21 protein-coding genes are annotated in these 24,494 nt (G+C 46.6%); 13 read left to right on the forward strand and 8 right to left on the reverse strand.

Annotation, left to right across the window (positions count from 1 at the left end):
* Nucleotides 1-7 precede the first annotated feature (7 nt).
* Nucleotides 8-442: a tripartite tricarboxylate transporter TctB family protein gene (locus LG384_RS22895; protein WP_136345262.1), complete on the reverse strand. Its 435-nt coding sequence runs from the start codon at nt 440-442 to the stop codon at nt 8-10.
* A gap of 14 nt (nt 443-456) precedes the next feature.
* Entirely contained in the window at nt 457-1,434 is a 978-nt protein-coding gene (locus LG384_RS22900) for a tripartite tricarboxylate transporter substrate binding protein (RefSeq protein ID WP_045446510.1), read from the reverse strand.
* A 153-nt stretch (nt 1,435-1,587) separates the two neighbouring features.
* Here LG384_RS22900 and tctD point away from each other — a divergent pair, with 153 nt between their 5' ends.
* From tctD to LG384_RS22965, 13 genes are all read left to right on the forward strand, one after another.
* On the forward strand, nt 1,588-2,262 hold the full coding sequence (gene tctD / locus LG384_RS22905; RefSeq protein WP_045446507.1) for a transcriptional regulator TctD: 675 nt from the start codon (nt 1,588-1,590) through the stop codon (nt 2,260-2,262).
* Nucleotides 2,249-3,661, forward strand: coding sequence for a sensor histidine kinase (locus LG384_RS22910; protein ID WP_045446504.1), 1,413 nt, complete (start codon nt 2,249-2,251; stop codon nt 3,659-3,661). The genes tctD and LG384_RS22910 overlap by 14 nt, the downstream gene beginning before the upstream one ends.
* Before the next feature lie 526 nt (nt 3,662-4,187).
* On the forward strand, nt 4,188-5,603 hold the full coding sequence (locus LG384_RS22915; protein WP_225761565.1) for an undecaprenyl-phosphate glucose phosphotransferase: 1,416 nt from the start codon (nt 4,188-4,190) through the stop codon (nt 5,601-5,603).
* Nucleotides 5,593-6,879: an outer membrane beta-barrel protein gene (locus LG384_RS22920; RefSeq protein ID WP_045446498.1), complete on the forward strand. Its 1,287-nt coding sequence runs from the start codon at nt 5,593-5,595 to the stop codon at nt 6,877-6,879. The genes LG384_RS22915 and LG384_RS22920 overlap by 11 nt, the downstream gene beginning before the upstream one ends.
* A gap of 1 nt (nt 6,880) precedes the next feature.
* Nucleotides 6,881-7,438 (forward strand): polysaccharide biosynthesis/export family protein, encoded by a 558-nt coding sequence (locus tag LG384_RS22925; RefSeq protein ID WP_045446495.1) that lies wholly within the window; start codon nt 6,881-6,883, stop codon nt 7,436-7,438.
* A gap of 2 nt (nt 7,439-7,440) precedes the next feature.
* Nucleotides 7,441-9,570, forward strand: coding sequence for a polysaccharide biosynthesis tyrosine autokinase (locus LG384_RS22930; protein ID WP_048220717.1), 2,130 nt, complete (start codon nt 7,441-7,443; stop codon nt 9,568-9,570).
* Complete coding sequence (locus LG384_RS22935; RefSeq protein WP_200012319.1) at nt 9,567-10,778, forward strand: lipopolysaccharide biosynthesis protein; 1,212 nt, start codon at nt 9,567-9,569, stop codon at nt 10,776-10,778. The genes LG384_RS22930 and LG384_RS22935 overlap by 4 nt, the downstream gene beginning before the upstream one ends.
* Nucleotides 10,775-12,160, forward strand: coding sequence for a hypothetical protein (locus tag LG384_RS22940; RefSeq protein WP_045446486.1), 1,386 nt, complete (start codon nt 10,775-10,777; stop codon nt 12,158-12,160). The genes LG384_RS22935 and LG384_RS22940 overlap by 4 nt, the downstream gene beginning before the upstream one ends.
* On the forward strand, nt 12,150-13,139 hold the full coding sequence (locus LG384_RS22945; RefSeq protein ID WP_225761566.1) for a glycosyltransferase family 2 protein: 990 nt from the start codon (nt 12,150-12,152) through the stop codon (nt 13,137-13,139). The genes LG384_RS22940 and LG384_RS22945 overlap by 11 nt, the downstream gene beginning before the upstream one ends.
* A 14-nt stretch (nt 13,140-13,153) precedes the next feature.
* Nucleotides 13,154-14,365, forward strand: coding sequence for a glycosyltransferase family 4 protein (locus LG384_RS22950; protein WP_045446480.1), 1,212 nt, complete (start codon nt 13,154-13,156; stop codon nt 14,363-14,365).
* Nucleotide 14,366: 1 nt separating this feature from the next.
* Nucleotides 14,367-15,479 carry a glycosyltransferase family 4 protein gene (locus tag LG384_RS22955; protein ID WP_225761567.1) on the forward strand — a complete coding sequence of 371 codons (1,113 nt, stop codon included), beginning with the start codon at nt 14,367-14,369 and terminating at the stop codon, nt 15,477-15,479.
* A 2-nt stretch (nt 15,480-15,481) separates the two neighbouring features.
* The gene (locus LG384_RS22960; RefSeq protein WP_045446474.1) at nt 15,482-15,889 is read left to right on the forward strand and encodes a hypothetical protein; all 408 of its coding nucleotides are present in this window, start codon (nt 15,482-15,484) and stop codon (nt 15,887-15,889) included.
* A gap of 30 nt (nt 15,890-15,919) precedes the next feature.
* Nucleotides 15,920-17,311 (forward strand): DUF4832 domain-containing protein, encoded by a 1,392-nt coding sequence (locus LG384_RS22965; RefSeq protein ID WP_225761568.1) that lies wholly within the window; start codon nt 15,920-15,922, stop codon nt 17,309-17,311.
* A 48-nt stretch (nt 17,312-17,359) separates the two neighbouring features.
* Here the strand turns inward: LG384_RS22965 and galE are convergent, their stop codons facing one another.
* The 6 genes from galE to melR form a co-directional block, all read right to left on the reverse strand.
* Nucleotides 17,360-18,376, reverse strand: coding sequence for a UDP-glucose 4-epimerase GalE (galE, locus tag LG384_RS22970; protein ID WP_048220722.1), 1,017 nt, complete (start codon nt 18,374-18,376; stop codon nt 17,360-17,362).
* A gap of 67 nt (nt 18,377-18,443) precedes the next feature.
* Entirely contained in the window at nt 18,444-19,382 is a 939-nt protein-coding gene (locus LG384_RS22975) for a hypothetical protein (RefSeq protein ID WP_225761569.1), read from the reverse strand.
* A gap of 160 nt (nt 19,383-19,542) precedes the next feature.
* Nucleotides 19,543-20,178 (reverse strand): carbonic anhydrase, encoded by a 636-nt coding sequence (locus LG384_RS22980; RefSeq protein WP_045446462.1) that lies wholly within the window; start codon nt 20,176-20,178, stop codon nt 19,543-19,545.
* Between the two features lie 220 nt (nt 20,179-20,398).
* On the reverse strand, nt 20,399-21,571 hold the full coding sequence (locus tag LG384_RS22985) for a MalY/PatB family protein (RefSeq protein WP_045446459.1): 1,173 nt from the start codon (nt 21,569-21,571) through the stop codon (nt 20,399-20,401).
* 134 nt (nt 21,572-21,705) lie between these two features.
* Nucleotides 21,706-23,175 carry a Na+/H+ antiporter NhaC gene (gene nhaC / locus LG384_RS22990; RefSeq protein ID WP_225761570.1) on the reverse strand — a complete coding sequence of 490 codons (1,470 nt, stop codon included), beginning with the start codon at nt 23,173-23,175 and terminating at the stop codon, nt 21,706-21,708.
* A 194-nt stretch (nt 23,176-23,369) separates the two neighbouring features.
* Nucleotides 23,370-24,308 (reverse strand): transcriptional regulator MelR, encoded by a 939-nt coding sequence (melR, locus tag LG384_RS22995; protein WP_045446456.1) that lies wholly within the window; start codon nt 24,306-24,308, stop codon nt 23,370-23,372.
* Nucleotides 24,309-24,494: the final 186 nt, after the last annotated feature.

A 24,494-nucleotide genomic window follows, 5' to 3' on the forward strand; every position in this document is an offset into this window, starting at 1 on the left:
TTCTCCGTTAACCCAGCCAGGCGCCGAGTGGTAAGGTGACGTCAAGCAGCCGATCGAAGGCATACCACAGAAGAATGCCGAGGACAGAGCCTGAAATACCCGCAGCCGGAATGGTGGCACCGAACAACATGCCAATCACCACGGTGAGAATGGCGGTGGCGATCGGAAAGCCCAGCCATTCAAACCCCCAGGCGTACATCAACAGAACAATCACCATCGTGAGCAGTTTTTGCAGCACGTGGCGGCGAGGCCAACTGATGGTGTCCGGGTGACGCAACAGCAGCGCCACGGCGCACAGGAGCATCAGGCTGATAATGCCAAGTGGAAAGGGACGCGGCCCAACCGGTTCATAACTGTATTCGCTGCTGATTTGCCAGGCTATGAACAGCCCGGCGATACAGAGCAACAGCCAGATACCCGCAAAAATACGATCGCTCATCATCAATGTCCCTGCGGTTATTTAGCCAGGCCGAAGGCTTTCGCCTGCTCACGATAATCGGTGACCTGCTTCTTCACGTAATCGTCGAGCTGCTTGCCGCTCATGTTGAATTCGAACAGACCGCGCAGTTCGCGCTGCTTTTTAAACTCATCGGTCTGCTGGAGCTTGTTAAATGCTTCAACCCACCACCGATATTCAGCATCGCTGACTTTTGGTCCGACGTAGAAGCCACGGATGATCGGCCACACGAGGTCATAGCCCTGCTCTTTAGCTGTAGGGACATTTGCCAGTTGGCCAGGCAGACGTTCGTCAGAGAACACTGCCAGCACACGGATCTTGTCGCCGCTGAGATAGGGCACCATTTCGCTGAGATCCCCAGACACTACCTGCACATGATTTCCCATCAGCGCAGTCACCGGCTCGCCGCCGCCTTCAAACGCCACGTAACGCATCTTGTGCGGATCGACGTTGGCTTTTTGTGCCAGCAGCGCTGACTTCATCCAGTCCTGACTGCCGATAGAAGCACCAGCACCAATCACCACGCTGTTGGGATCTTTCTCCATGGCCGTCAGCAGATCTTTCAGCGTTTTCCACGGTGAGTCGTTGCGTACGGCAATCATGCCGTAATCAGTTCCCACGCTTGCCAGCCAGCGCACATCATCGACGCCATAGCGACCAAACTTGCCCTGCGACAGGTTCAGCAGCGAGCCGCCAGAGAAGGCCACCACGGTTCCCGCCTCGGCAGGGCGTTGCGCGACGATGGCGTTATAGGCTACCGCGCCCACCCCGCCGGGCATGTAGGTCACGCGCATCGGTTTTTCGATAGCACCCGTTTCCATCATGCTCACCTGAATCAGCTTACAGGTGAGGTCGAATCCCCCGCCGGGTTTCGCCGGAGCGATACATTCAGTGCGTGAGGGGGCTTGTTCAGCCAGAACAGCGGTACTCATCAGTAACATGCTTGCAGTAAGGGTACGAAGTAATTGTTTTTTCATTATTTATCCTCGCGCCGGGCGACCGGAGTTTCGGGTACGAAAGAAGATTTTTGTGATTATGTGAGCCGATGTGTAGCAGTTCGGTTGCATGATTGTTAAAACATTAACCTTTCAATTCCCTTTCAATGCGGCAGAAACTTTACAGGATGTGATATGCGTCTCTTATTAGCGGAAGATAACCGTGAATTGGCTCACTGGCTGGAGAAAGCGCTGGTACAAAACGGTTTTGCTGTCGATTGCGTCTTTGATGGGCAGGCCGCCGATCATCTCTTGCATAGCGAAACGTATGCGTTGGCGGTTCTGGACATCAATATGCCGGGGCTGGATGGTCTGGAAGTCGTTCAGCGACTGCGCAAACGCGGGCAGACGCTCCCGGTTCTGCTGCTGACGGCGCGTAGCGCAGTGGCTGACAGAGTGAAGGGGCTGAACGTCGGGGCCGATGATTATCTGGCGAAGCCGTTTGAAATTGAAGAGCTTGATGCGCGACTGCGGGCACTGCTGCGACGTAGCGCAGGCCAGGTGCAAGGTATACAGCAACTGGGGGAACTGGCATTTCATGATGAAGGTTATTTTCTGTTGCAGGGGCAGCCGCTGGCGCTCACGCCGCGTGAACAGGCGCTGCTGACGGTGCTGATGTACCGGCGATTACGCCCGGTTTCGCGCCAGCAACTGTTTGAACAGGTCTTCAGTCTGAGCGATGAGGTCAGCCCTGAAAGCATTGAACTGTATATCCATCGCCTGCGTAAAAAACTGCAGGGGAGCGATGTGAGGATCGCGACGTTGCGCGGCCTGGGTTATGTGCTGGAGTGCTGTGATGAAGTGGGTTAAGCCCCAGTCGCTGTACCTGCAGTTATTAATGTTTCTTGGCTTGCCGCTGTTGCTGCTGTGGGGACTGTCGGCGTTTAACAGCTACGTTAGCGCTCTACAGGCAGCGACGCAGGCGTATGACCGGACGCTGCTCTCATCGGCCAGAACGGTGTCTGAGCGACTTGTGGTTCGTAATAAACAGCTCGAAGTCAATGTGCCATGGGTGGTGCTGGACAGCTTTGAACTGAACATGAATGACAGGCTGTATTACAAAGTGGTTGATCCGGCGGGGAAGGTGATTTCCGGCTATGACGATTTACCTGCGATGCCGCCAGCTACATCGCGCACCCGGCTTTATCCGGCGCTGGCGTGGTTTTATCACACTGAGTATCGCGGGGAGGCTATCCGCGTGGCGCGTCTTCTCCAGCCGGTGAACGAAGGGGGAATCGTTGGTATGGCGGAGATTTATGTCGCTGAAACGCTGCAATCGCGGCGCTATCTGGCGGGGCAACTGCTCTTTTCCTCATGGGTTTCTCAAGGGTTGCTGGTGTTACTGACGCTGGTGCTGGTCGGCTGGCTGCTTCGTCGGGTATTACGCCCCATGCGCCAGCTGTCATCATTGATGGTACGCCGTGAACCGGGGCTGTTGACGCCGTTGCCGGAGCTGCTGCCATGGTCGGAAACCCGTCTGCTGATTGTGGCATTCAACCGCTATATCGACCGGCTACGCGCGCTTATTTCGCGTCAGGAACGCTTTAGCGCAGATGCATCTCATCAGCTTAAAACTCCGCTGGCGGTGCTTAAAACCCAGGCGGCGGTAGCCCTCGCCAGCCCACAGCCGCAGCAGTGGTATGAGAGTTTACAAGCGATGAGTTCGACGCTGGATAGCACCATTCAACTGACAGAAAGGCTACTGCAGCTTTCCGCGGTAAAGCGTAAGGAGCAGGGGGAAAGACATTTTTCACCGGTCAATCTGTATGAGGTCGTGCAAACCAGCTGTTTTACTCGTCTGGCGCAGGCGCGCAGTAAAGCCATCGATCTGGGTTATGAAGGTGAACAGGACGCAGTATGGATTGAAGGAGATGAGGTTCTGCTTGGTGAGCTGTGCGGGAATCTACTGGATAACGCGCTGAAATATACGCCAGCGCAGGAAATAGTCACCGCCAGACTACTACGAGAAGGGGAAGCGGTGGTGCTGGTGGTTGAAGACAGCGGTCCCGGTATTGATGATGATCGGATGCATCAGGCGCTGTTGCCGTTTCATCGCCTGGATAATGTCGGCAATGTTCCCGGAGCGGGTATCGGTCTGGCGCTGGTGAATGACATCGCGCGTTTGCACCATACGCGTCCACACCTGTCTCGCAGTGAGACGTTAGGAGGGTTGAGCGTACGGGTACGGTTTTTGAGCGTATCGTGCTAAGAAAGAGATACAGATGCTGTTTATCGTCTGTCTGTACCCCTGGTCTTTCAAGCTGCCTCAATGCACTCGAAATCTATTGGGTATATATTCCAATTAATTAACTTTATTATTAATTAGAATTTTAATGGTTTCATTTTGTTATTTATTGGATGGATGTGTGGAGAATATTTTTATAACTCTCTCTGTGTTGAGCATTAACTTAGCAGTAATGGTGGGCAAAAAAGGAAAAACAGATGATATTTATCATACATAAGTGGGTATTCCATAGTCTATGGATTGTTATCTGTCAATAGTCGCTTTGTTGCTAATAATCATTTTTTTTGATAATGATAATCAAGTGCTGATATTTTTAATAACCTTAAAAATCATATAAATACATACTATCAATGGAGCCAGAGTCACATTGTGTAGCATTATTTTTTACATTTACTGACAATGTACCATTGCGTTTTTTTGACTTGTGATATAATTAGCAACATGAAAAGAGCAAAAAATAATTAAAGATCAATAGATAATAGGCTGGGATATGCTGAAAAATTCGCTAAAGATTAGCAGTCAAGGATACCCAGTATTTATAAAACTGGTCGATTTTATTGTTATCAACTTAACGTTGATTGTTAGCGCACATCTGTTGAATATGGCGCCATTTAAGACAGTTGCTATTTTGAGTGTTCTTTTTTCTACCTTTTTTCTGCTGTTTGCTGAATATACTAAAATGTATCAGCAAAAAATAAAGACCATTGGCTTACGTAATCAAAAACGACTGCTTTCTTGTACCTTGCTGGCGATTATTTCTATTGAGATAGTCAGCGTTGCGGTGGCTGAACCTCAGACATTAGGATACTTAAGTAAACTGGACAACCCAGTTTGTTCAGCTATTATTTTTTGGTATTTCTTTCCCTTACCTTTTTTATATTACATTCGTTTTTTCATTTTTAAATATTCAACCAAGAAAAATGTTCGCGTAGCGATTATTGGTCTTACCGATAATGGCCTCGCTGCAGAAAATGCATTGATGAATGAATATTCCAATATCCAATTAGATTTGGCCTTTTATGATGAACGCAGCTTATCCCGCTGCGGTGATTTTGTTAACAAAATTAAAAGCCCCTTTAGAGGGCCGGTGATCAACCTGGTTGAAGAGGCTAAACTGGGAAATATAGATGAAATCTATATTGCGTTGCCGATGGTGGCGCTACAACGTATTCGTCATTTTTTGGCCATGATGTCTGATACCACGGTTGATACCTATATTGTGCCTGATTTTTATACTTACAGTAACAATATGTCTAAGTTGAGATCTATCCATAATCTGCAAACTATCGGTATCTTTAGTTCCCCGTTTGAAGGGGCCGGATCGTTTATTAAGCGGGCTGAAGATTTGGTGCTGGGCAGCATTATTATGGTGATGATCTCTTCGCTAATGTTAGCGATCGCTATTGGTATCAAACTCACTTCACGTGGGCCAGTATTTTTTAAACAAGACCGCTATGGTTTGAGTGGGCAAAAAATTAAAGTCTGGAAGTTTCGCTCTATGCGGGTAATGGAGAATTCCGACACGGTGATTCAGGCCACGAAGAACGATCCGCGAGTGACGAAATTTGGTAGTTTTTTGCGTCGAACGTCGCTTGATGAGTTACCTCAGTTTATTAATGTGTTGCAAGGCAGCATGTCGATTGTGGGTCCAAGACCGCATGCGGTTACGCATAATGAGCAATACCGTAAGCAGGTAGAAAATTACATGATCCGCCATAAAGTTAAGCCTGGGATCACTGGCCTCGCGCAAATTAACGGGTTTCGTGGGGAAATTGATGCGCTCTACAAGATGGAAAAACGCGTTCAGTATGATATCGAATACATTCAAAACTGGTCGTTATGGCTGGATATAAAAATTATTATTAAAACTATTTTCAAAGGATTTGTCGGTAAGAATGCATACTAAATTAATAGTTATTACCGGAATCGTGATATCGCAGTCCGCATGGGCTGATTTAACACCGAAATCACACATTGGCTTTGCCGGGATCGACTTCCAGGGCAAGGTTGCTGTGGACTACGGTTATGATGATAACGTGACTTATCAGCCACATAACAGTGATGCTATTGGTTCCTCATTTCAGAGCGCAGCGCCAGTGCTGAGTATGATCGGAGAGCGCGGTCAGGATAAGTATTTACTGATGTATTCCGGCGATTACCGTAACTATTCAAGCGATTCCGCTGATAACTACAACGATCATTTTTTCCGTTTTAACGGTGCCTGGCGTTATGGGCAAATGCACGGTTTAACTCTCAATCTGGAAGATTCTCTTGGGCATGAAAATCGTGGTCGTGATATCACCGAAGGTTTTCTGCCGGGCCAGTTTCGGCAGTACGGAATTACATCTCCGCTGACGACAAATTTTATCAACAGTGAATTACGCTATAGCTACGGTGCGCCAGATGGACGTGGTAAAGCGGAGTTGGCGTTGTTATATAAAAAACTGACTTTCGGTAACACGCAGGATACGCAAGATACCAGTGAGGATTTTTACAATTACATCCTTGATCAGGAATGGCATGAAAATAGCCTGGTTGCAGAGATTTTTGATCAATACACATCCAGAACGCGTTTTCGCTATAGTTTTATTACTAACCAACGTCACTATGATAACAACTCAGAAAAAGACAGTAATGAATATTATTTGCTTTACGGTCTGAAATCGCAGCTGACGGGGAAAACCAATGTCGATATGAATATCGCCTGGTTGTACAAAACATTTGAAAACAGCCCAAACTCGCATGATTTTAATGGTCTAAACTGGGATATTAAGGGAGAGTGGAAACCGTTAAAACAGTCTGTTTTTACTGCTCGTACCGCGCAAAGCATTAAAGACCCATCGGAAGTTGGGGGGTATATTTTAGTGACTGAGTATGGGGTTTCTTACCAGCATTTTTGGTTAGGTGAACGCTTTTCAACCATTCTCGACTATGCCTACACCATGGAAGACTATAAGAAACAAAACAAGGACCGACATGATAAAAATGGTGTCTTCAGTGTAACCATGAGCTATGACTACACACCGTCTGTTAATTTTGAGATTAAATATCAGTTAGATACATTAAATTCGAATAAGGATACTGACTCGTTCTTTATCGGTCCCAATGACAATCAGGAAGTCATAAGAACGTTAGGTTATGATAATTCGATGATTATGCTTAAAGCTAAGGTTCAGATCTAAAATGAAAATAATAGAACTGTGCGCGTTTTTTCTATTCAGTATCCTGTTGGTCGGATGCGCAACGTCCAGACCACCATTAACGGACGATCCTGCTGTCACCTCAGAGGATTACCGACTTGGTGCCGGGGATACTGTCAATATCGTTGTTTACGGGGAACCGGAGATGACGATGAAGTTTATTGTGGATAAGAGTGGCTCAATAAATTTCCCCTATATTGGCGTACTCGCATTGAAAGACAAAACGCCTGAACAGGTGAGTGCGGAATTATCTCAACGTTTACGCAATGGTTATATGGTTAATCCTATGGTGACCGTAAGCATTGCTGAATTCCGTAAATTCTACGTTTCAGGTGAAGTGAAAAGCCCGAATGCATTCGCTTATGAGCCGGGACTTACCGTAGAAAAAGCTATTGCCCAGGCGGGGGGATTTACTGACCGTGCAGACCGCAAAGATATCAACATTCGACTGGCTGGTAGCAATCAGCTCCTTGAGAATGTCGATTTAACGCACTCTGTTCGTCCTGGGGACGTCGTGATTATTGGCATGGGGTTCTTCTAACGATGAAACTATCTATAGTGGAAAACGGCAAGAAAAGAGAGAACTCAGTCGATTTCTCACGCTTTGCCAAAGAACTTAAAAAGAATGCCTGGAAAATCGCACTTGCCGGTATCGTTGCGGGGGCGGTGGCCTATCCATTAATCAGCATGATGTCATCAAAGTATGTTTCGACGGCGACTGTGCTGATTAAGGCCCAGGCTGATAATGTTTCGCCGTTTCCACAGGTTGATGGTTTTGATTCAACGCGCAGTGGCTACTACGAAACCCAATATGCTCTGATGCAGTCACGAATCATTCTGGAGCAGGCTGTGCGCGATCTGAAGTTGGATGAAAATCCGGACTTCAATGGTGAGAAATCGGGTACTGGCGGGGCTGACAGCAGTGAGAGTCGGCAGTTGAGGGTCGAACAGGCGCTGAAGACGTTGTCGAAAGACCTGAAGATCGTCGGCATTCGCACGACTAATCTGGCGTCCATTTCCTATGAATCTACCTCTCCGCAGCTTTCGGCTGAGATAGCCAATGGCGTGGCTCAGGCTTTTATCAACTACACCGTTGAGCAAAAGCGCGAGAAAGCAGAGAAAGCGAAAGAGTTAAACGCTGCAAAGATGGAAGAGGTGCAGAAGTCAATTGCTAAACAAAAAGCGGAGATGGATGACTACCTGAAAAATGCGGGGCTATTAACGTTCCGCGGTATTGATGGTTTTGAAACAGAGCAATTAAGTATTGTAACCAATCGTCTGGCAGATGCGACTCAACGTCGTGTCGCCGCGGAATCTGTTTATAACGAAGTGAATGGTCGCGGAAAGTCTTCCGGGGATATCATTTCTCTGCCCTCTGTTTCTGACCATGCACAGATTCAGGATTTACGTATTGCACTGATTCAGGCACAGCGCGTGCTGTCTGAACAGAGAAAATTGTATGGGCCTAAGCACGCAACCATCTTAAAAGCAGAAGCCGACGTTCAGTCGATTCAAAATCAAACGCAGCGGGTACTGGGTGAACTGAAAGCTGGGTTACGTCAGCAATATCTGGCTGCGGTGACAGATGAAAATAACTACCGGCAGCAGTTGGCGCAGCAGAAAGAGATATTCCAGAAAATGGCGTCAAAACGGGATATCTACAACAGCCAAAAACTGTCACTGGATAAAATGGAAGATCTGTATAAAACGCTTTACCAGCGTACTCAGGAGTTGTCGCTTTCCGGCGTAAATGCTGACGCGGTGCTGTATGATCCTGCAGTTCCTCCGCTAAAGCCTGCTAAGCCGAATAAGTCGTTACTGCTGGTGATGATTGTTATGCTGGTGGTCGTTTTCAGCATTATGTATTTCATCGTTAAAGCGGCAATGGATAATTCGATTAGCACCCTTAGCCGGATGAAAAAACGCCTTAATATCGAACCCTTGGGTGAGATCCGTCGTTTCATCGGTATAACGGGGCGAGCACAGGTTCGCGACCTGATCCTGAAGAACCCGTTGAACGCCGATATTATTCACGGTATTCGCACGCGGATAATGTTAGATAACCGCGCGTTACAGACGGTCGCGATGGCATCGGCGGAGCATGGTGAAGGGCGCTCTCTGTTAGCTAATCTGCTGGCGAGTTCATTTAGCTTCGATCAGAAAACACTGCTTATTGATGCGGACTTCTTTAATCATGATGGTCTGTCTACTGAGCTTGCTACCCCAGCATCGGCTGGCATGGCGGAACTACTGCGGGGTGAAGCCGTACTGGAAAATACGCGTATTAAGATTAATGAGAATCTTGATTTTATTCCACACGGCAAGGCCACGATCTCCTCTTTACTGATGCTGTCGTCTGAACGTGTTGAACCCTTAATGCGCGAACTCAAGTCGCAATACCAGCGCATTATTATTGATGTTGCTGCGGTGAATCAGAGCCAGGATATCCAACTGCTTAAACGGGCGGTTGACGGCGTTGTTTTCATCGTGAAAGCCGGGAGTGGTTCAGCGGAGACAATTGCCAGCGCGCTGGATAAGATTGAAGATAATCAGGGCGTTGTGATTGGCGCGGTATTAAATGCGGTCGAGGAAAAGAATCTTGAAACGCAAGAGGGACTGCGTTCACTGAACTTTAATACTGACCAACTGATGACTACGCCAGGTCGTGTATGAGTCTACTGAAGAGTGCTTCCACGATAGCCGGTTCATCAGTCATCTCGCAGTTGATTGGTGCGCTGTCTATCTGGTTGATCTCACACAAGTATGATATGGCTGAGGTTGGGCTTTATGCGCTCAACTACAGCATTGCGGTGGTTGGGGCACAGGTGTGTACCTTTGCCTCACAGCTGTTGATTCCTAAACAGCAGGATGAGGACCTGGCGCAAAATGTGGTGTTTTGTCTGCTGCAAAGTGCGGTAATTGCGCTGCCGTATGCCGCATTAACAGCATGGTTATTTCATCAGAACGTCCTGTTTCTCTATTTGCTGTCGCTTTCAAATGCGTGGGTTTTAATATCAGAGAATTTGTCACTGCGGACGGCAAATTTTTCTTTTCTGATATTTCAGCGAATTTCTGTCTCAGTGGTAGTGGTGCTCTCAGTGCTGCTCACTCATCATGTACAGATGTTCTACTGGTCGTGGGCATGTGCGATGATGCTGCTGACGACGAGCTGCATTTTACATTCGTTTGATATTCGTTCAGTGACTGTTAAGCATCTGCGCCCATCCAGTAACCTGCTATTTTTTAAACAGCATATTCATCACATCACTAAGGTCGGGAGTGCCGAGGTGTTGGCGATGGCAAGCAGCAACTTGCCGATCATGTTAATTAACTTCTGGTTCTCGGCGCTGACAGCGGGCTATTTTTCAGTCGTCAGTCGGTTCTGTCTGGCACCCGTCGTGATTATCGGTAATGCAGTACGCAATACGATTTTCTCAAAGTGGTCTATGGATTTCCGGAATAACACCTTTAATTATCAAGAGTATACTAAGGTAAGGATGCTGCTTTTAGTTCTTGGGGTTGTTTGCACTCTCGGGGTGTTTATTTTCTATCCGATTGTGATGCGGCTTGGTTTTAGCGAAGACTGGATTAACTCTATTGAGACTTCGCGCTACATGTTGCCCTATTTGTTTCCGGCGCTGGCGATCAGCCCTTTGACGGTGATTGAGCTGATATTTGGTTCCCATCGCTATTTTCTCAGGATCCAGCTTGAACAGCTGGCCATTGTGTTGATTGCTTTTGTTGTGACGCCTTATTTTTATCATGACTATGCAGCGTCAGTAATATTATTTTCTTCACTGACCTTTATTCGTTATGCGTTCATTTATCTCAAAATGAACAAACGTGCCAATCTCCTGAAAGACAAGCCGGTGATATTATGACATTGAATACCGGATATTATTTACAGGCCTATACCTTTATTACGTTGATACTGTGTGGTCTGGTGCAGTATTTCACTGGTATGCAGTCGGTGCTGTGGATCCCATTTTTTCTGACGCTGCTGATGGTCGGATTAATGGTCATGCAGACACGGGATGCCCCGCTGCAACTGGATGCGCAGGAAACCATAATCCTGGCACTGTATTTCTCTTTTCTGGTGCTGGCCGGGGCCTCAACTCTGCTCCAGGGGGGAGTAACCGTCGCGATTGTCGCGTTTAAAAACGAAATTGCGTTGTCGCTGGTGATGATCTGTTTGCTACTGGGATTTTGCCGGGAATCGCAGATTTATCGGGCCACGCGATATTTGTATTGGGTGTTTTACGTACAAATTCCGGTAATGATATATCAGGTGTTACTGGTGGTTCCTCAGCGCGTTGCTCAGCGTGGTGAAGATGAAAAATGGGACTCCGTAGTGGGTACATTTGGCGGCGACCCAATGGGCGGCGGGAATACAGCAGCAATGGGGTTGTTTTGCCTGTTAATCATGTTGCTAAAACTCTCGGAGTATAAGCACGGGCTGACGACGTTTAAATCTATGGCGCTGCATATTGTGCTCGGGCTAGGGTTATGCATCATTGGTGAAGTGAAGTTTGTCATCCTGCTTTCACCTCTATTCCTGGTATGGGTATGGCTCTCCCCGAGCTATGTTAAAGACGTCAGTAAGATTAACTTCAAGACGTTGATTTTGATCGTAGCGGGTATGCTATTGCTTATCTGCCTGTCGGTTGTGATTCTTGCCTGGTACTATACTTCGGCTTTTGGCGCCGACCCAACGAAAAGCTCATTGAGCATTTTCATCGATTCTCTGAGCTATATTTTTGACCCAAACTACGTCATGTCTACCGGTGAGTTGGGGCGCTTTACGACGTTTCTGTTCTGGCTAAAAAATAACGATCTGTGGGGGCTGTCGGGCACGTTATTTGGCTACGGACTTAATGCGACAAACAGCGGAAGTACAGTCTCCCCTGGGTTTTTGAATATTGTTTATAACTTAATTCTCGATTCCACTTCTCTGAGTATGCTTCTTTGGGAAATTGGTGTCATCGGCACACTGCTTTTTATTAGTCTGTTTATTTATATTCTGAAAGTGTGCCAGCCAAAACCATTGCTGGTGCTTGAGCAACTGGACAAGCAGGATCTCCAGTTGTTGAGCTTCGCGCCAGCGTTCAACGCTTTTGCTATTAGTTGTTTAATCAGCTTACCTTACAGCCAAATACTGATGATAACGCCGATGTTACAGTTCCTTTTTTATTTGTCACTGGGCTCAAGCTTAGTGATTCGTCGAACCGTTCTTCGCAGCGCAGGGGGATGGGATGGACAATAAACCATTTATTTCAGTAAGTATTAAGACTCTCAACGAATCAAAAGGTATTGAGAAAACGATCGATAGTATCCGGCGACAGCTCGTAGGCTACCCACATAAAATTATTGTTGCCGATAGCCTGTCGACCGATAACACCCAGCAACTGGCGGTAAATAAAGGGGTGACGGTGGTGTCATTAACCGATCCTGGCGATCGCTGCTGCGGTGTGGGGCATCAACTGGGTTACCTTTTTAGTGAAGGAGATTACCTGTTGCTGATGGATGGCGATATGGAGCTGGAAGAAGGATTTATCGATCGGGCCATCGCATTTTTACAGGCTGAACCGGAATATGCGGGTGTTGCCGGGACCGTAGAAATGGATGATGCCGTTAACTATGAATTTAAATCCCGTAAGCAACGAATTAATCAAATTTATCCCATTGGGGATTGCGATCATTTAGGTGGCGGTGGGTTGTATCGCCGTTCTGCGATAGAAAAAATAGGCTATCTGACAAACCGGAATTTACATGCTTATGAAGAGGCTGAGTTGGGTCTGCGCATTACTGGCGCCGGTTACAAACTGCGTCGTCTGGATATTCCGTATTTTAGCCATACTTCACATACCATGCCGACGTTTAAGATGCTGATGCATCGGTGGAAGACAAGATATTACCAGGCGCCAGGCGAGCTGTTGCGCTGTAGCTGGGGGAAACCCTGGTTTATGGGGGCACTAAAAATAGTCAGGAATGAGGCCGTATTTGCCCTCTATCTTATTTTGTTGTTCGCTGCACTGCTCACTTTTAACGGTAAAGTCATGGCGGTTGCACTTCTGCCATTACTGGTATTTATCCTGTTGAAAATAGTGAAAAACCGCTCGCTAACCGATGGGTTACAAAGCGTAATAAATATGGTTGTTCGTTCAGCGGGGTTGCTCAAAGGGTGTATTTATCCGGTACGCGATCCGCTGACTCCGCCCAACAGTAAAATCATTCATGAATAAACAGGGCAGATGTGATGAAAATTTTATTGGTTAACAAGTTTTTCTTCATTAAGGGTGGGGCGGAAACGGTTTATTTTCAGGAACGAAGCATGCTGAAAAAAGCTGGCGTGCAGGTGATTGATTTTTCCATGCAGCATGAAAAGAATTTCCCTTCTGATTATGCGGATTTTTTCGTCGGTAATGTGGATTATCATAAAGACAGTAGTCTGCTGGGCGGTATCAAAACGGCAGTTAGCTTTATTCATAACGCTGAAGCCTGTAAAAAAATGCTGGCGTTATTACAAAAAGAACGCCCGGATATCGTCCACTTTCATAATATCTACCACCAGTTGACGCCGGCATTGATTAAAGTGGCGCGCAATTTTGGCTGTAAAACGGTGTTGACTGCGCACGACTATAAGATTGTTTGTCCCTCGTATTCAATGTTACGTGAGGGTAAGGTTTGTGATGCCTGTATCACCGGGACAGTTTTTAATGCTTTCAGATATCGCTGCCAGGAAGGCTCTGCCTCGAAGAGTTTACTGCTCTCTTTAGAGGCTACCTGGCAATATATTGCGCAAAACTATCAGGCACTGGATGTGATCGTGTCACCCAGTAAGTTCTTGCGCGGTATTTTGCTGCGTACCCTGCCGAATTCCCGTATTGATGTGATCGTCAATGGCGTTGATGACAGCCAGCCTGTCGGTGAGATAAACGATGAGGGTTACGTGCTGTACTTTGGTCGCTTGAGTCGTGAGAAAGGGGTGGCAACGTTGCTGCAGGCTCATCAAAAAATGCGTAACAAAGCCACACTGAAAATTGTCGGTCACGGTCCGCTGTATGACGAGTTGGTTGCTAAATACCCGGATGTTGAATTTTTAGGTTACGTGCAGCAGGGAGAGGCGCTGGATAATCTGATTAAACGAGCCAGGGTGGTGATCCTCCCTTCTGAATGTTATGAAAACTGCTCGATGGCGGTGTTAGAGGCGATGGCATTTGCGAAGCCGGTGATTGGGTCGCGCATTGGCGGCATTCCAGAACAAATTCGCGATGGTATTGAAGGGATCTTATTTGAGCCGGGCAATGCACAGGAGCTGGCGGGGGCGATGGATACCCTTGTAGAGGATCCTGAGAAAGCTCGGGTGATGGGCTTACATGGCCGTGAACGTCTAAGTGAAAAATATGCTCTCGACAAGCATATGGAGACGCTACAGACGTTATATAAAGAACTTTTAAGCAGGCCATAAGATGAGCAAAAAAATAACGGTGTTTGGTACTCGTGGGATCCCAGATGTATTGGGCGGTGTGGAAACGCATTGCCAGAATCTTTATCCTGCTATTAAACAGCAGTTTGATGTTGATATTTGTGTCATCGCCCGCTCGCCGTATGTGAATTACAAACGGTCTTCCTATAAGAAAGTCGAAACTTATGCATTGTGGGCACCTAAAAAACGCTCGCTGGAAGCGATTGTCCATTCCGTTTTAGCGGCGTTCAGAACCTGCATAGACCGCTCGGATATTGTGCACGTACATGCTATTGGTCCTGGACTAGTTATTCCTTTATTGCGTTTGTTAGGTAAGAGGGTAGTTTTCACCCATCATGGGCCTGACTACGATCGGCAGAAATGGGGATATGTCGCCAAAAAAATATTGCTGCTCGGTGAGCGCTGGGCGGTGAAATATGCCAGCGAGGTGATTGTTATTTCTGAGGTTATTAACCAACTGATCCAGAAAAAACATGGCCGCTATGATGCACATTTGATTTACAACGGCGTCAATGAACCCCGGTTATTATCAGATAACACTCTTCACACCACGCTTTCCCGCTTCGGACTCGAAGCGAAAAACTATTTAGTTGTGGTTGGACGATTCGTTGAAGAAAAAGGGATGCATGATGCTATTTCCGCTTATCAACAAAGCGGTTTGCAACTGCCATTAGTATTAATTGGTGATGCGGATCATCCGACCGAATACAGCATTCGACTCAAGCAGCTTGCTGCCGATACCCCTGGCGTAGTAATGACTGGGTTTTTAAGAGGTGATGAGCTGCAGGCGGTGTTTTCGCAGGCAAAACTGTTCGTGATGCCTTCGTACCATGAAGGATTGCCGATAGCGTTATTGGAAGCTATGTCATTCTCCCTGCCAGCTGTGGTGAGCGATATTCCTGCTAACCTCGAGGTCAAATTGCCTCCAGATGCGTATTTTAAGGTGGGGAATCTGACTAATCTGGCTGAGAAAATGGCTGTGTGGGCAGCAGCTAATAGCGTTGACTATAGTGTATATTTGCAAAATTATAACTGGCACGAAATCGCCAGAAAAACAGTCAATGTCTATCACTCAATCGATAAAGATATAGGTTAATTTTGACCAGTCCTCAAACACGTCCCCCCGCTATCGAGAGATTTTATGCTCAGCTTGATCCGCAGATATCGGAAGAGTTAACTCCGGAACAAAAAGCGGGGGTAGAGAAAGCGGTCCTCGCCATTACCCTGGGCGCAAGGCACAAGGTTGATATCCGCAGAAGTTTCCCTTTTTTCGGTAAACGTTTTTATCTGGTTTTTTTGCTTGGCAGAGATTTACGTCAGCAGCATCGCCAGGAGTCGACGTTGTCGCGAATCTTGCTCACTTTTTTGCTGCTGATTGCCGTGCTGTTTGTCACCAGCTGTATATTGCTGACGCTGTATATGATCAAATCTGCATTGGGTATCGATATTTTCCACAATTTCCACGTTGGTATTTGGGACTGGTGGTTAAGCCTGAAAGACCGCTAGCGTTAACAGACTGCTGAGGGCGTTGCTGCGATGAAGTGTAAATGGGTTTCTGCACTGTTGTGTTTGTTCTTTCCGCTGGCGGCAATGGCCGCATTAACGACCGTAACGCCCCAAGCACTGACCGGCCCTTTGACGAATCCTGGTATTGGGGTTGCCAGTTTTCATCAGGGATATGGCGAAAAGCTGGGCCTGGCTGATTACCCTGATACCGGATTTGAATATGAGCGTTTTTACTGGCGAGAACTGGAGCCCGTCGAAGGTCAGTACAATTTTGCACTTGTTGATGATGCTTTCAAATACGCAGCCGCACATCGGCCTGCGATGAATGTAGGGCTGCGGTTTATGGCGCTTGCAGAACCGGAAAGTGGTCCGCAAATACCTGACTGGTTGATTAAAAAAGGAGTGAAAGGAACATGGACGCCCGATCATAAAACCTTCGCCCCTGATTTAGATGATCCCCTGTTTATTGAATACAGTCAGCGACTGCTGAATGCCTTTGGTAAGCGTTACGATGGTAATGAGAATCTGGCTTTTGTGGATATTGGCATGGTAGGGGCATGGGGAGAGTGGCATAACAGCAACTTTCCGACGCTGAAACCGCTGCTGGAGAGGTACACGACGGCTCAGTTGGATCGTTACGTCGCCATGCATTTTTCTGCTTTTCCCGTTACCCCGAAAATTATGTTGATGAGTGGCGGTCAAAGCCTGGCGAATGCGGTGGTGCGAGGGGCTGGATGGCGCGCGGACTGCTGGGGCGACCTGCGCGTGTTTTCCGATACCTGGAATCATATGCACGATGATTATCCACAACGATTGCTGGCGGCGCAGACAAGTTTTTCAGGATTTAATGATGCCTGGAAGAAAGCGCCAGTGAGTCTGGAAATGTGTTCATATATGCCGGAATGGAAGAAGACCTACCATTATACGCGGGCTGAAGTGCAGGGGATTTTTGACTGGGCGGTGAAGCAGCACGCCAGTACGATCAACCTGAAATCGAGAGCGGTCCCCAGTGAATATCGGCCGATTGTCGATGATGCGCTGACAAAGCTGGGCTACCGGTTTCGTTTAGCCTCCCTGAGCCACGAGTCAGTATGGCAAAATGGACAAAGCCTGGCACTGACCAGCACCTGGTATAACGATGGTATCGCGCCTATTTATCTTCCTTACACCCTGTCATTTCGCATTATTAATGATGCCAATAAAGTTATTGCACAAGGGAATGTGCCGGAAGATATTCGTCGCTGGTTGCCCGGAAAACATCTGCTGAATTATCAGTTGCCAATGCCAGGTGCGTTGCCGGAAGGGATGTACCATCTTGAAGTTGCTATTGTGGACAAGTCTGGCATGGCCAGAATTAGCTTTGCCAATGAAGGAAAACAGAGCAGCGGTTGGTATCGAGTGTCGTCGATTACCGCACGTTAGCCTGCAGCCGCAATGCGCCCAATAGTAAGGCGCATTGCGGGTTAAATATTACTCGTGATATCCGTCAGGATTGTTTTTTTGCCAGTTCCACGTATCACGCATCATTTCATCAAGTCCGTAGATGGCCTGCCAGCCTAGCTCTGCTCGTGCTAACGACGGGTCCGACCAACATTCGGCGATATCACCGGGTCTTCTCGCTACAATCTTATAATTGATTTTTGTTTGCGCCGCTTTTTCGAAGGCTTCAATGAGATCAATGACGGAATAACCGACTCCGGTACCCAGATTGATAACTTTGAATGACTCGCCTTTATCCTGGCAATCCAGTGCCGCTAAATGACCTGTTGCCAGATCCATAACATGGATGTAATCACGCACGCCTGTTCCGTCAGGGGTCGGATAGTCATTACCGAATACAGACACGGTTTCAAGTTTGCCAATCGCAACCTGTGAAATGTAGGGTACCAGGTTGTTAGGTATCCCATTAGGATCTTCACCAATCCGGCCTGAAGGATGAGCGCCAACGGGGTTAAAATAGCGTAGGCAGGTGATGCGAAACTCGGGTTGTGCGCGCGAAAAATCCGCCAGAATTTGCTCGACCATAAATTTGGATGTGCCATACGGATTAGTTGTACCGCCTGTACGTGACTTTTCACTTAGCGGCACGTTTTCCGGTTCGCCATATACCGTTGCGGAAGAACTGAATATAAAGTTCTTAACTCCTGCGGTTAACATCTCAGAAAGCAAAACCAGCGTTCCTGTGACATTGTTTTCATAGTAGGCGAGAGGTTCTTTTATTGACTCTGAAACCGATTTTAGTCCCGCAAAATGAATAACGTCGGTGATGCTATGACGGGAAAAAATTGTTTTCAAAGTATCCCGATCCAGGATGTCAGCAATGTAAACGACGGGTTCTTTTCCGGTGAGTTCTGCGACTCTGTTCAGTGATGTTTGAGAGGCATTCGAGAGATTATCGATGACGATGACGTCATCTCCTCTCTCCAGAAGGGTTAGCACGGTATGTGAACCAATATAACCAGCGCCACCTGTGACTAGAATTGCCATACAGTCTCCAGATAAATTTTATGCAAACGACCATTGATTTACCAATGCCACTGCCATAAATAAAACGCTATTGGTGGCGTCTGGTAAGGTAAAAATTCCTGTATTTCACCATGCACTTATATGATATTTTTTTAAGTATGGCTAAAAAGCTAAACCGGTTTATCTTGGTATCATAAACAATATAGTTGTCGGTGAAATTTAATGTATGTACCCCTTCGCTTTGGTTGATGCTGGCGTTTATTTGTACAACCAGACTCTCATCAAATGTGGCAGCGTCAAGAGTGTTTAACTCTTTGATATAGACTGACTTTCCATAAGTCTCTGGCGTACACTCCTGGGTGAGGATGTACATTTTATTATTTATACAGTGTGGCGAACCCGCTCCCCGATGGTGTTGATTACATACGTGTAATGCTGGCGTTATTTTCTGCCATGGCCCATTTACCTCCGCGGCTGTATGAATCGTTAACTCATCATCCATCGTGGTGGATAAAAGATAGAGATTCCCATTGTGCGAACAAAGAACATTATCTGTTAATGCGATGTCAGACAGTAATACTTTTACTTGCTGCCAGCGTACGGGGAAATCTATGGACTGGAATAAGATAACTTCTTTTCTTTCGGAGGACTCAGGGATCATGAAGAGTTGATCATGACTGTAAAATAAAAAAGGGAATGATAAATGACACTTTAGGTTATCAAAACCTTCGAGTTTTACATCATCAAGCTCAACCAAATTAGCATCAAGTATGCGACATCGTAATATTCCTTTAGAATTACGAAAACTTAATGCTTCATAAAAAACATACACTTTATTGTCCCTTTCAATAATGAAAGGATCGGCCTGGAAGGTATATTTTTTTTTGAGTTGTTGTCCCTTGGTGTTAGTAAGGATGTCCAGCGTATTGGTGGGGAATGTATGAGGGCCGTCATTTTTAATGATCACAGTGTCCCACGACTCATGAAAGAATAACATATTAATAAGTCTGTTATTTTTCGTTCGCATTCGCAACTGCTCCTTTTTATCGCTTAATTTGCTGCTGGTTCCAATACGGCTACACTCATCGCCAGTGTAAAAGCTAGTAGCAACAGTGATTTTTGTCCACTAGCAGAGATAGTGGGGGGAGGTATGACGTTGCCAGAGCATCCCTGCTCCAGTTGAGGATTTATTCGAAATGTACCTGCGGATTATCTGCCAGCGAAACAAAGGCTTTGCTGTTTTTATCCAGAGTACGGATTTCGCCGCTTTCAATGTCGTACACCCAGCCGTGCAGACGCAGTGCATTATTACGTAGCCCAACAGCAACTGAAGGATGCGTTTTAATATTGTTCAACTGAGCGATAACGTTCTCTTCTACCATCGCGTTAACTTTATCGGTTTCGTTATCCCAGGTTTTTTTATCGACCACCGCTTTAGCGGCATCGGCATAGTGCAGCCAGTGGGCGACCGCAGGCATCGGATCCAGGCACTGGCTTTCGGCAATGGCTTTCATCGCGCCGCAATTGGAGTGGCCACAGATAACGATATCCGTCACGCCTAATGCGACAACCGCGTATTCGATAGTCGCAGATACCCCACCTGGCTCCGGGCCAAAGGAAGGCACGATATTACCGGCGTTGCGGATAACAAAAAGCTGCCCTGGCTCTTGCTGTGTGACGAGTTCTGGTACCAGGCGACTGTCTGAGCAGGAGATGAAAAGCGCTTTAGGATTCTGGCTGGATGCCAGGCTGCGGAAGAGTTCCTTACGTTGAGGGAAAATCTCTTTTTGGAAGTTGAGGAAGCCCTCAATGATATGTTGCATAGCAGTGTCTCTTTTCTCTGTTTAAGCAGGTTATGATGAAGATCACACTTTCCAGTTTAACACCAGCAGACAGAAGAGAAAGACTTTATAGCCGTTAAACCAATATCTTTGGGTAATAAATGGCAGGTATTTACCTTGTAAGGCCAATGGTTGCCCCATCGCTGCAGGGCAACATAATATCGATAGCGGACAGCGAAAAAGTACGCTGATAAGCTCAAGATTAGCTTGCGTAGCGCCTTTGGTAAGCCGCTTTTAGCCTGTTCATCGCTTCCACCAGAACGGCGCGTGGGCAGCCAACGTTTAATCGCATGTGTCCCTCTCCGCCTGGGCCATACTGTGCGCCAGGAGAAAGACCCAGTCGGGCTTCATGAACAAAAAATGAAGCGAGCTGCTTATCGCTGAGTTCCATTTTTTCAGCATTAAGAAAAAGCAGATAGGATGCACCACCATAGGTAACTGATATTAAAGGACAGTTTTTCTCTATTTCGCTTTTTACAAACGCGACGTTATCAGACAGATAAGTTAATAAATTTTGGTGCCAGTTAGCGCAGTGAGTATAGGCGCTATAAATGGCTGCCTGCTGTAATGAATTTGTCTCTGCAAGATAACAATTATCGAGAAAACCATAAAACTGACTGCGCAGCTCATCATTTTTAATAATTGCTATCCCGCCCTGGATTGCCGCGGTATTGAAGGTCTTGCTGATCGAGGTCAATACGATTGATTTAGCGTTGAGACCTTCATCAATGGTAAAAAACGGGTAATGTTGCTTACCCGGTAAGGTTAAATCACCGTGGACTTCATCCGATACAACGATAACGCCAGCCTCCTGGCAATAGAGGCTAATTTTCTCAAGCGTTTCCCGGCTCCATATCATCCCGCCGGGATTATGTGGTGAAGGAAAAAGAAACATTTTGCACTGTTTTAGCTTCTCACGGAAATCATGCCAGTCAAATTTATAGCCCCCATTCATCTCGACCAGGCGTGTCTGGATCAGGTTTCTGCCGCTGGTCTTTACAAGATTTGGATAAGGGTCATATATTGGGGTACAGGTCAATATATTATCGCCCAAACGGGTGAGCGCCATCAGAGATAACACAATCGTTTTAATGACCCCTGGGACGAAATGCACCCAGTGTTGTTTGATGTCGGTGTCATACTGTTTCGCATACCAGTGGATAACCGCTTCCTTCCAGTGCGGATAATCCAGGTTATATCCCTGAACGGGTTGTTCAACCACAGCATGTAGCGTATTCATAATCGGCTCTGGAGTGACAAAATCCATATCTGCAATCCATAGCGGCAATACATCATGAGTGCCAAACATCTGTTGTAATTGCCCGTATTTACGGCAACTATCATCCCTTATGACAATATCGTCAAACAAAGACATTGTTAACTCCTGGTCAGTCTCTATAAATTATTATTTAAACAATGAAATATAAATGCAGAATATTTATATGCATATAATCTGCATGTCAGCTAAATATCGAATAGTTAACCCTGGTGAATATCGATATTGATTTTTTAATTAGCCGGTGATTTTTGCTCGGCCATATTCTCAGCGACATTGTCTGGCTCGTATTTAGCAATGCCGATACCAGTCGCCGCCCACAGTAGTGCGAAGATGACGCCGCTGTAGCATAAGATTGCCCACGGCAAATAATCGAGGGTGGCGACTCCGAGCATAGTTGCACAATAAACGCCGGAAGCAGACCACGGAATAATAGGTTCGACGACCGTTCCGGCATCCTCGGTGGTTCGCGAAAGATTCTTTGCGGCAAGTCCCCGTTTTTTATACTCGTCTTTAAATGCATCGCCACATAACAGCAGCGGTAAGGTACCATTTGCCGTGCAGGCACAGATGGTGAATGTCGTAACAATAGTGGTGGCAACCAGACGGAATGTGGATTTAACGCCTTTTGTCAGTGCGTTAATCACGGTATGCAGAGAACCTGTTGCGCTCATGGCACCGGCAAAACTAAAGGCGCTGAAAACAGTCACAAAGCTACTAAACATAGAAATTGCGCCACCTCTCTCCAGCAAGCGAGAGACATCAGATGATAGTGCCGGAAGGGCATCTCCTGTGAGCATAGCGAGCTTAAAGCCGCTGACTACGGATTCACCAACAGAGGATGCCGTGAATGCCTGAAAGACTAATGCCAGAATCATCGAGACTAAGGTCGACAGAAATAACATGGGAATAGGTGGTTTCTTTGATAATGAACCGTATAAAACAATAATCGGCGGTAGCAGCAACAGAATATTAAAGTGATAAATCTGGCCGATAGAGCTCATTAAATTAGTGATATTTTCTGGAGCACTGCTGGTTGCATCAATACCCATCCCCATATAACTGTAAACGACACAGCAGATAATAAATCCAGGTCCTGTGGTCCATAGCAGATGGCCGATATGTGAGTACAGGTTTACACCGGCAGCCAGTGCCGCCATATTGGTTGAATCAGAGACCGGCGAGAGTTTATCGCCGAACCAGCACCCCGAAACAATGGCTCCGGCAGCAACCGGGAGTGAAACATTGAGGCCGATCGCCACGCCAATCATGGCAATCCCTACGGTACCGATAGATCCCCAGGACGTACCGGTGCAGACAGAGATCAGTGCTCCCAGCATAAAAGCGGAAATATAGAAATATTGCGGATTAATCCACTTCAGACCGTAATAGATCATCATAGGGATAGTTCCTGACACCATCCATGAGCCAATTAAAAAACCGATACTGGCGACAATCAATATTACAGGTAGCGCTTCCGATATTTTATTACAAATGGATTTTAGAATGTCATCCCAGGTGTAGCCATGAGCGATAGCAATAAATGAGGCGGTCGCTGTCCCCATCAGTATCATTGGTTCTGCGCGAATACCAAATATAAAATACCCGATGCTAATTCCGCTCAGCATTACCACCATTGGTAATACTGACCATAAGAAAGATAATGGTTTTCTGTTGTGTGAGGTACAGCTATTCTGTTGCATAATTCCATCCCAATCGTTAATGGCTGAACGAATCAAATAAATACCTGCTACAGGTCATTCAATTATTGAATGACATAGTGGCTAGTGTTTCCGGAAAAACGCTATTTTTATTAACTGTATCGGGTTCTCTAATTTGATCGTGACTCTGCTGTTCATATCCCGGTAGTAATATAAGCGGCGGTTTTGCTAATAAATTATCCCTCCACATAGGGTTGATGATTTCGCCGTTGTTGGCTGAGTTTACGGTACTGTTGCGGCGGCATACCGACATATTTATGAAATGAGCTGTAAAAACGACTGCTGGAGCGAAAACCCGCAAGCATGGCAATATCGAGTATTGTCTTATCAGTATCACTGAGTAACGCTCGCACGTGGTTGATGCGCATCGCGGTAATATACTGTTTCATGGTTAGTTGCATCACCCGATGAAATATACCCATCGCGTAGTTTGGATTGAGTTTAACGTGCTCGGCTATGGCATCGACCGTGAGCAGTTTGTCACAGTTGGCGGCGATAAACTCAAGCATCTGGCTGACGTAAAACTGTGAATGCCGCGAAATACTGTTCTTCTGGGTTCGTGATGTTTTATGACCCAGTACAGGCTTCCAGCCTGAAAGACTAAAGCGCTTGAGCATTAGGGCAATTTCATCAATGGCCAACTGGCGAATCTGCTCGTTATCGCTGTTGAGTTCGTTCTGCCAGCGCTGAACTTCAAAAGCGCTGAGTTGCTGTGAGGCTAACGAGGTAATAACCATCCCGTGTGTCACATGGTTAATCAGTTCACGATCCAGAGGCCAGGACAAAAACAGATGCATGGGTAAATTGAAGATTGCCATTTGCTTACAGTGCCCGGCATCTGTGAGTTGATGAGGCGTACAGGCCCAGAATAGCGTGATATAACCCTGTTTGCTGCGTACCACTTCGTCATTAAACAGGTATTCCACATCGCCATCAAATGGCACATTGACCTCAACCTGACCATGCCAGTGGCTGTAGGTCATCGCCAGCGGCGCCCGCAACTCGACATCCATCCGCTGATACTCTGAATAGAGAGCCAGTGGGCTGCGAGTCTTTTTTTCATAACTGCGGCACATGTGAGGGTCATGTGGCAGCTGCGGGATACTTTTTGCCATTATAGGTTGCGTTCCTGGATTGTGAGACTGACCGAGTAGTAGCGCCAAAGCATGAACATAGCTTAACTGAAAAAAAACACCGTTTTCTCTCCGTTTTCGCGAAGTTATTCCCAAAAACTCAGATCCTCTGTCTGTTACTTGAAGATCTGAGTTATCGGGAATCGCAGAATTTAACCTGGCAATATT

Origin of the sequence: Citrobacter sp. Marseille-Q3906, from assembly GCF_916618775.1 — a bacterium.
GTDB classification, from domain to species: domain Bacteria; phylum Pseudomonadota; class Gammaproteobacteria; order Enterobacterales; family Enterobacteriaceae; genus Citrobacter; species Citrobacter murliniae.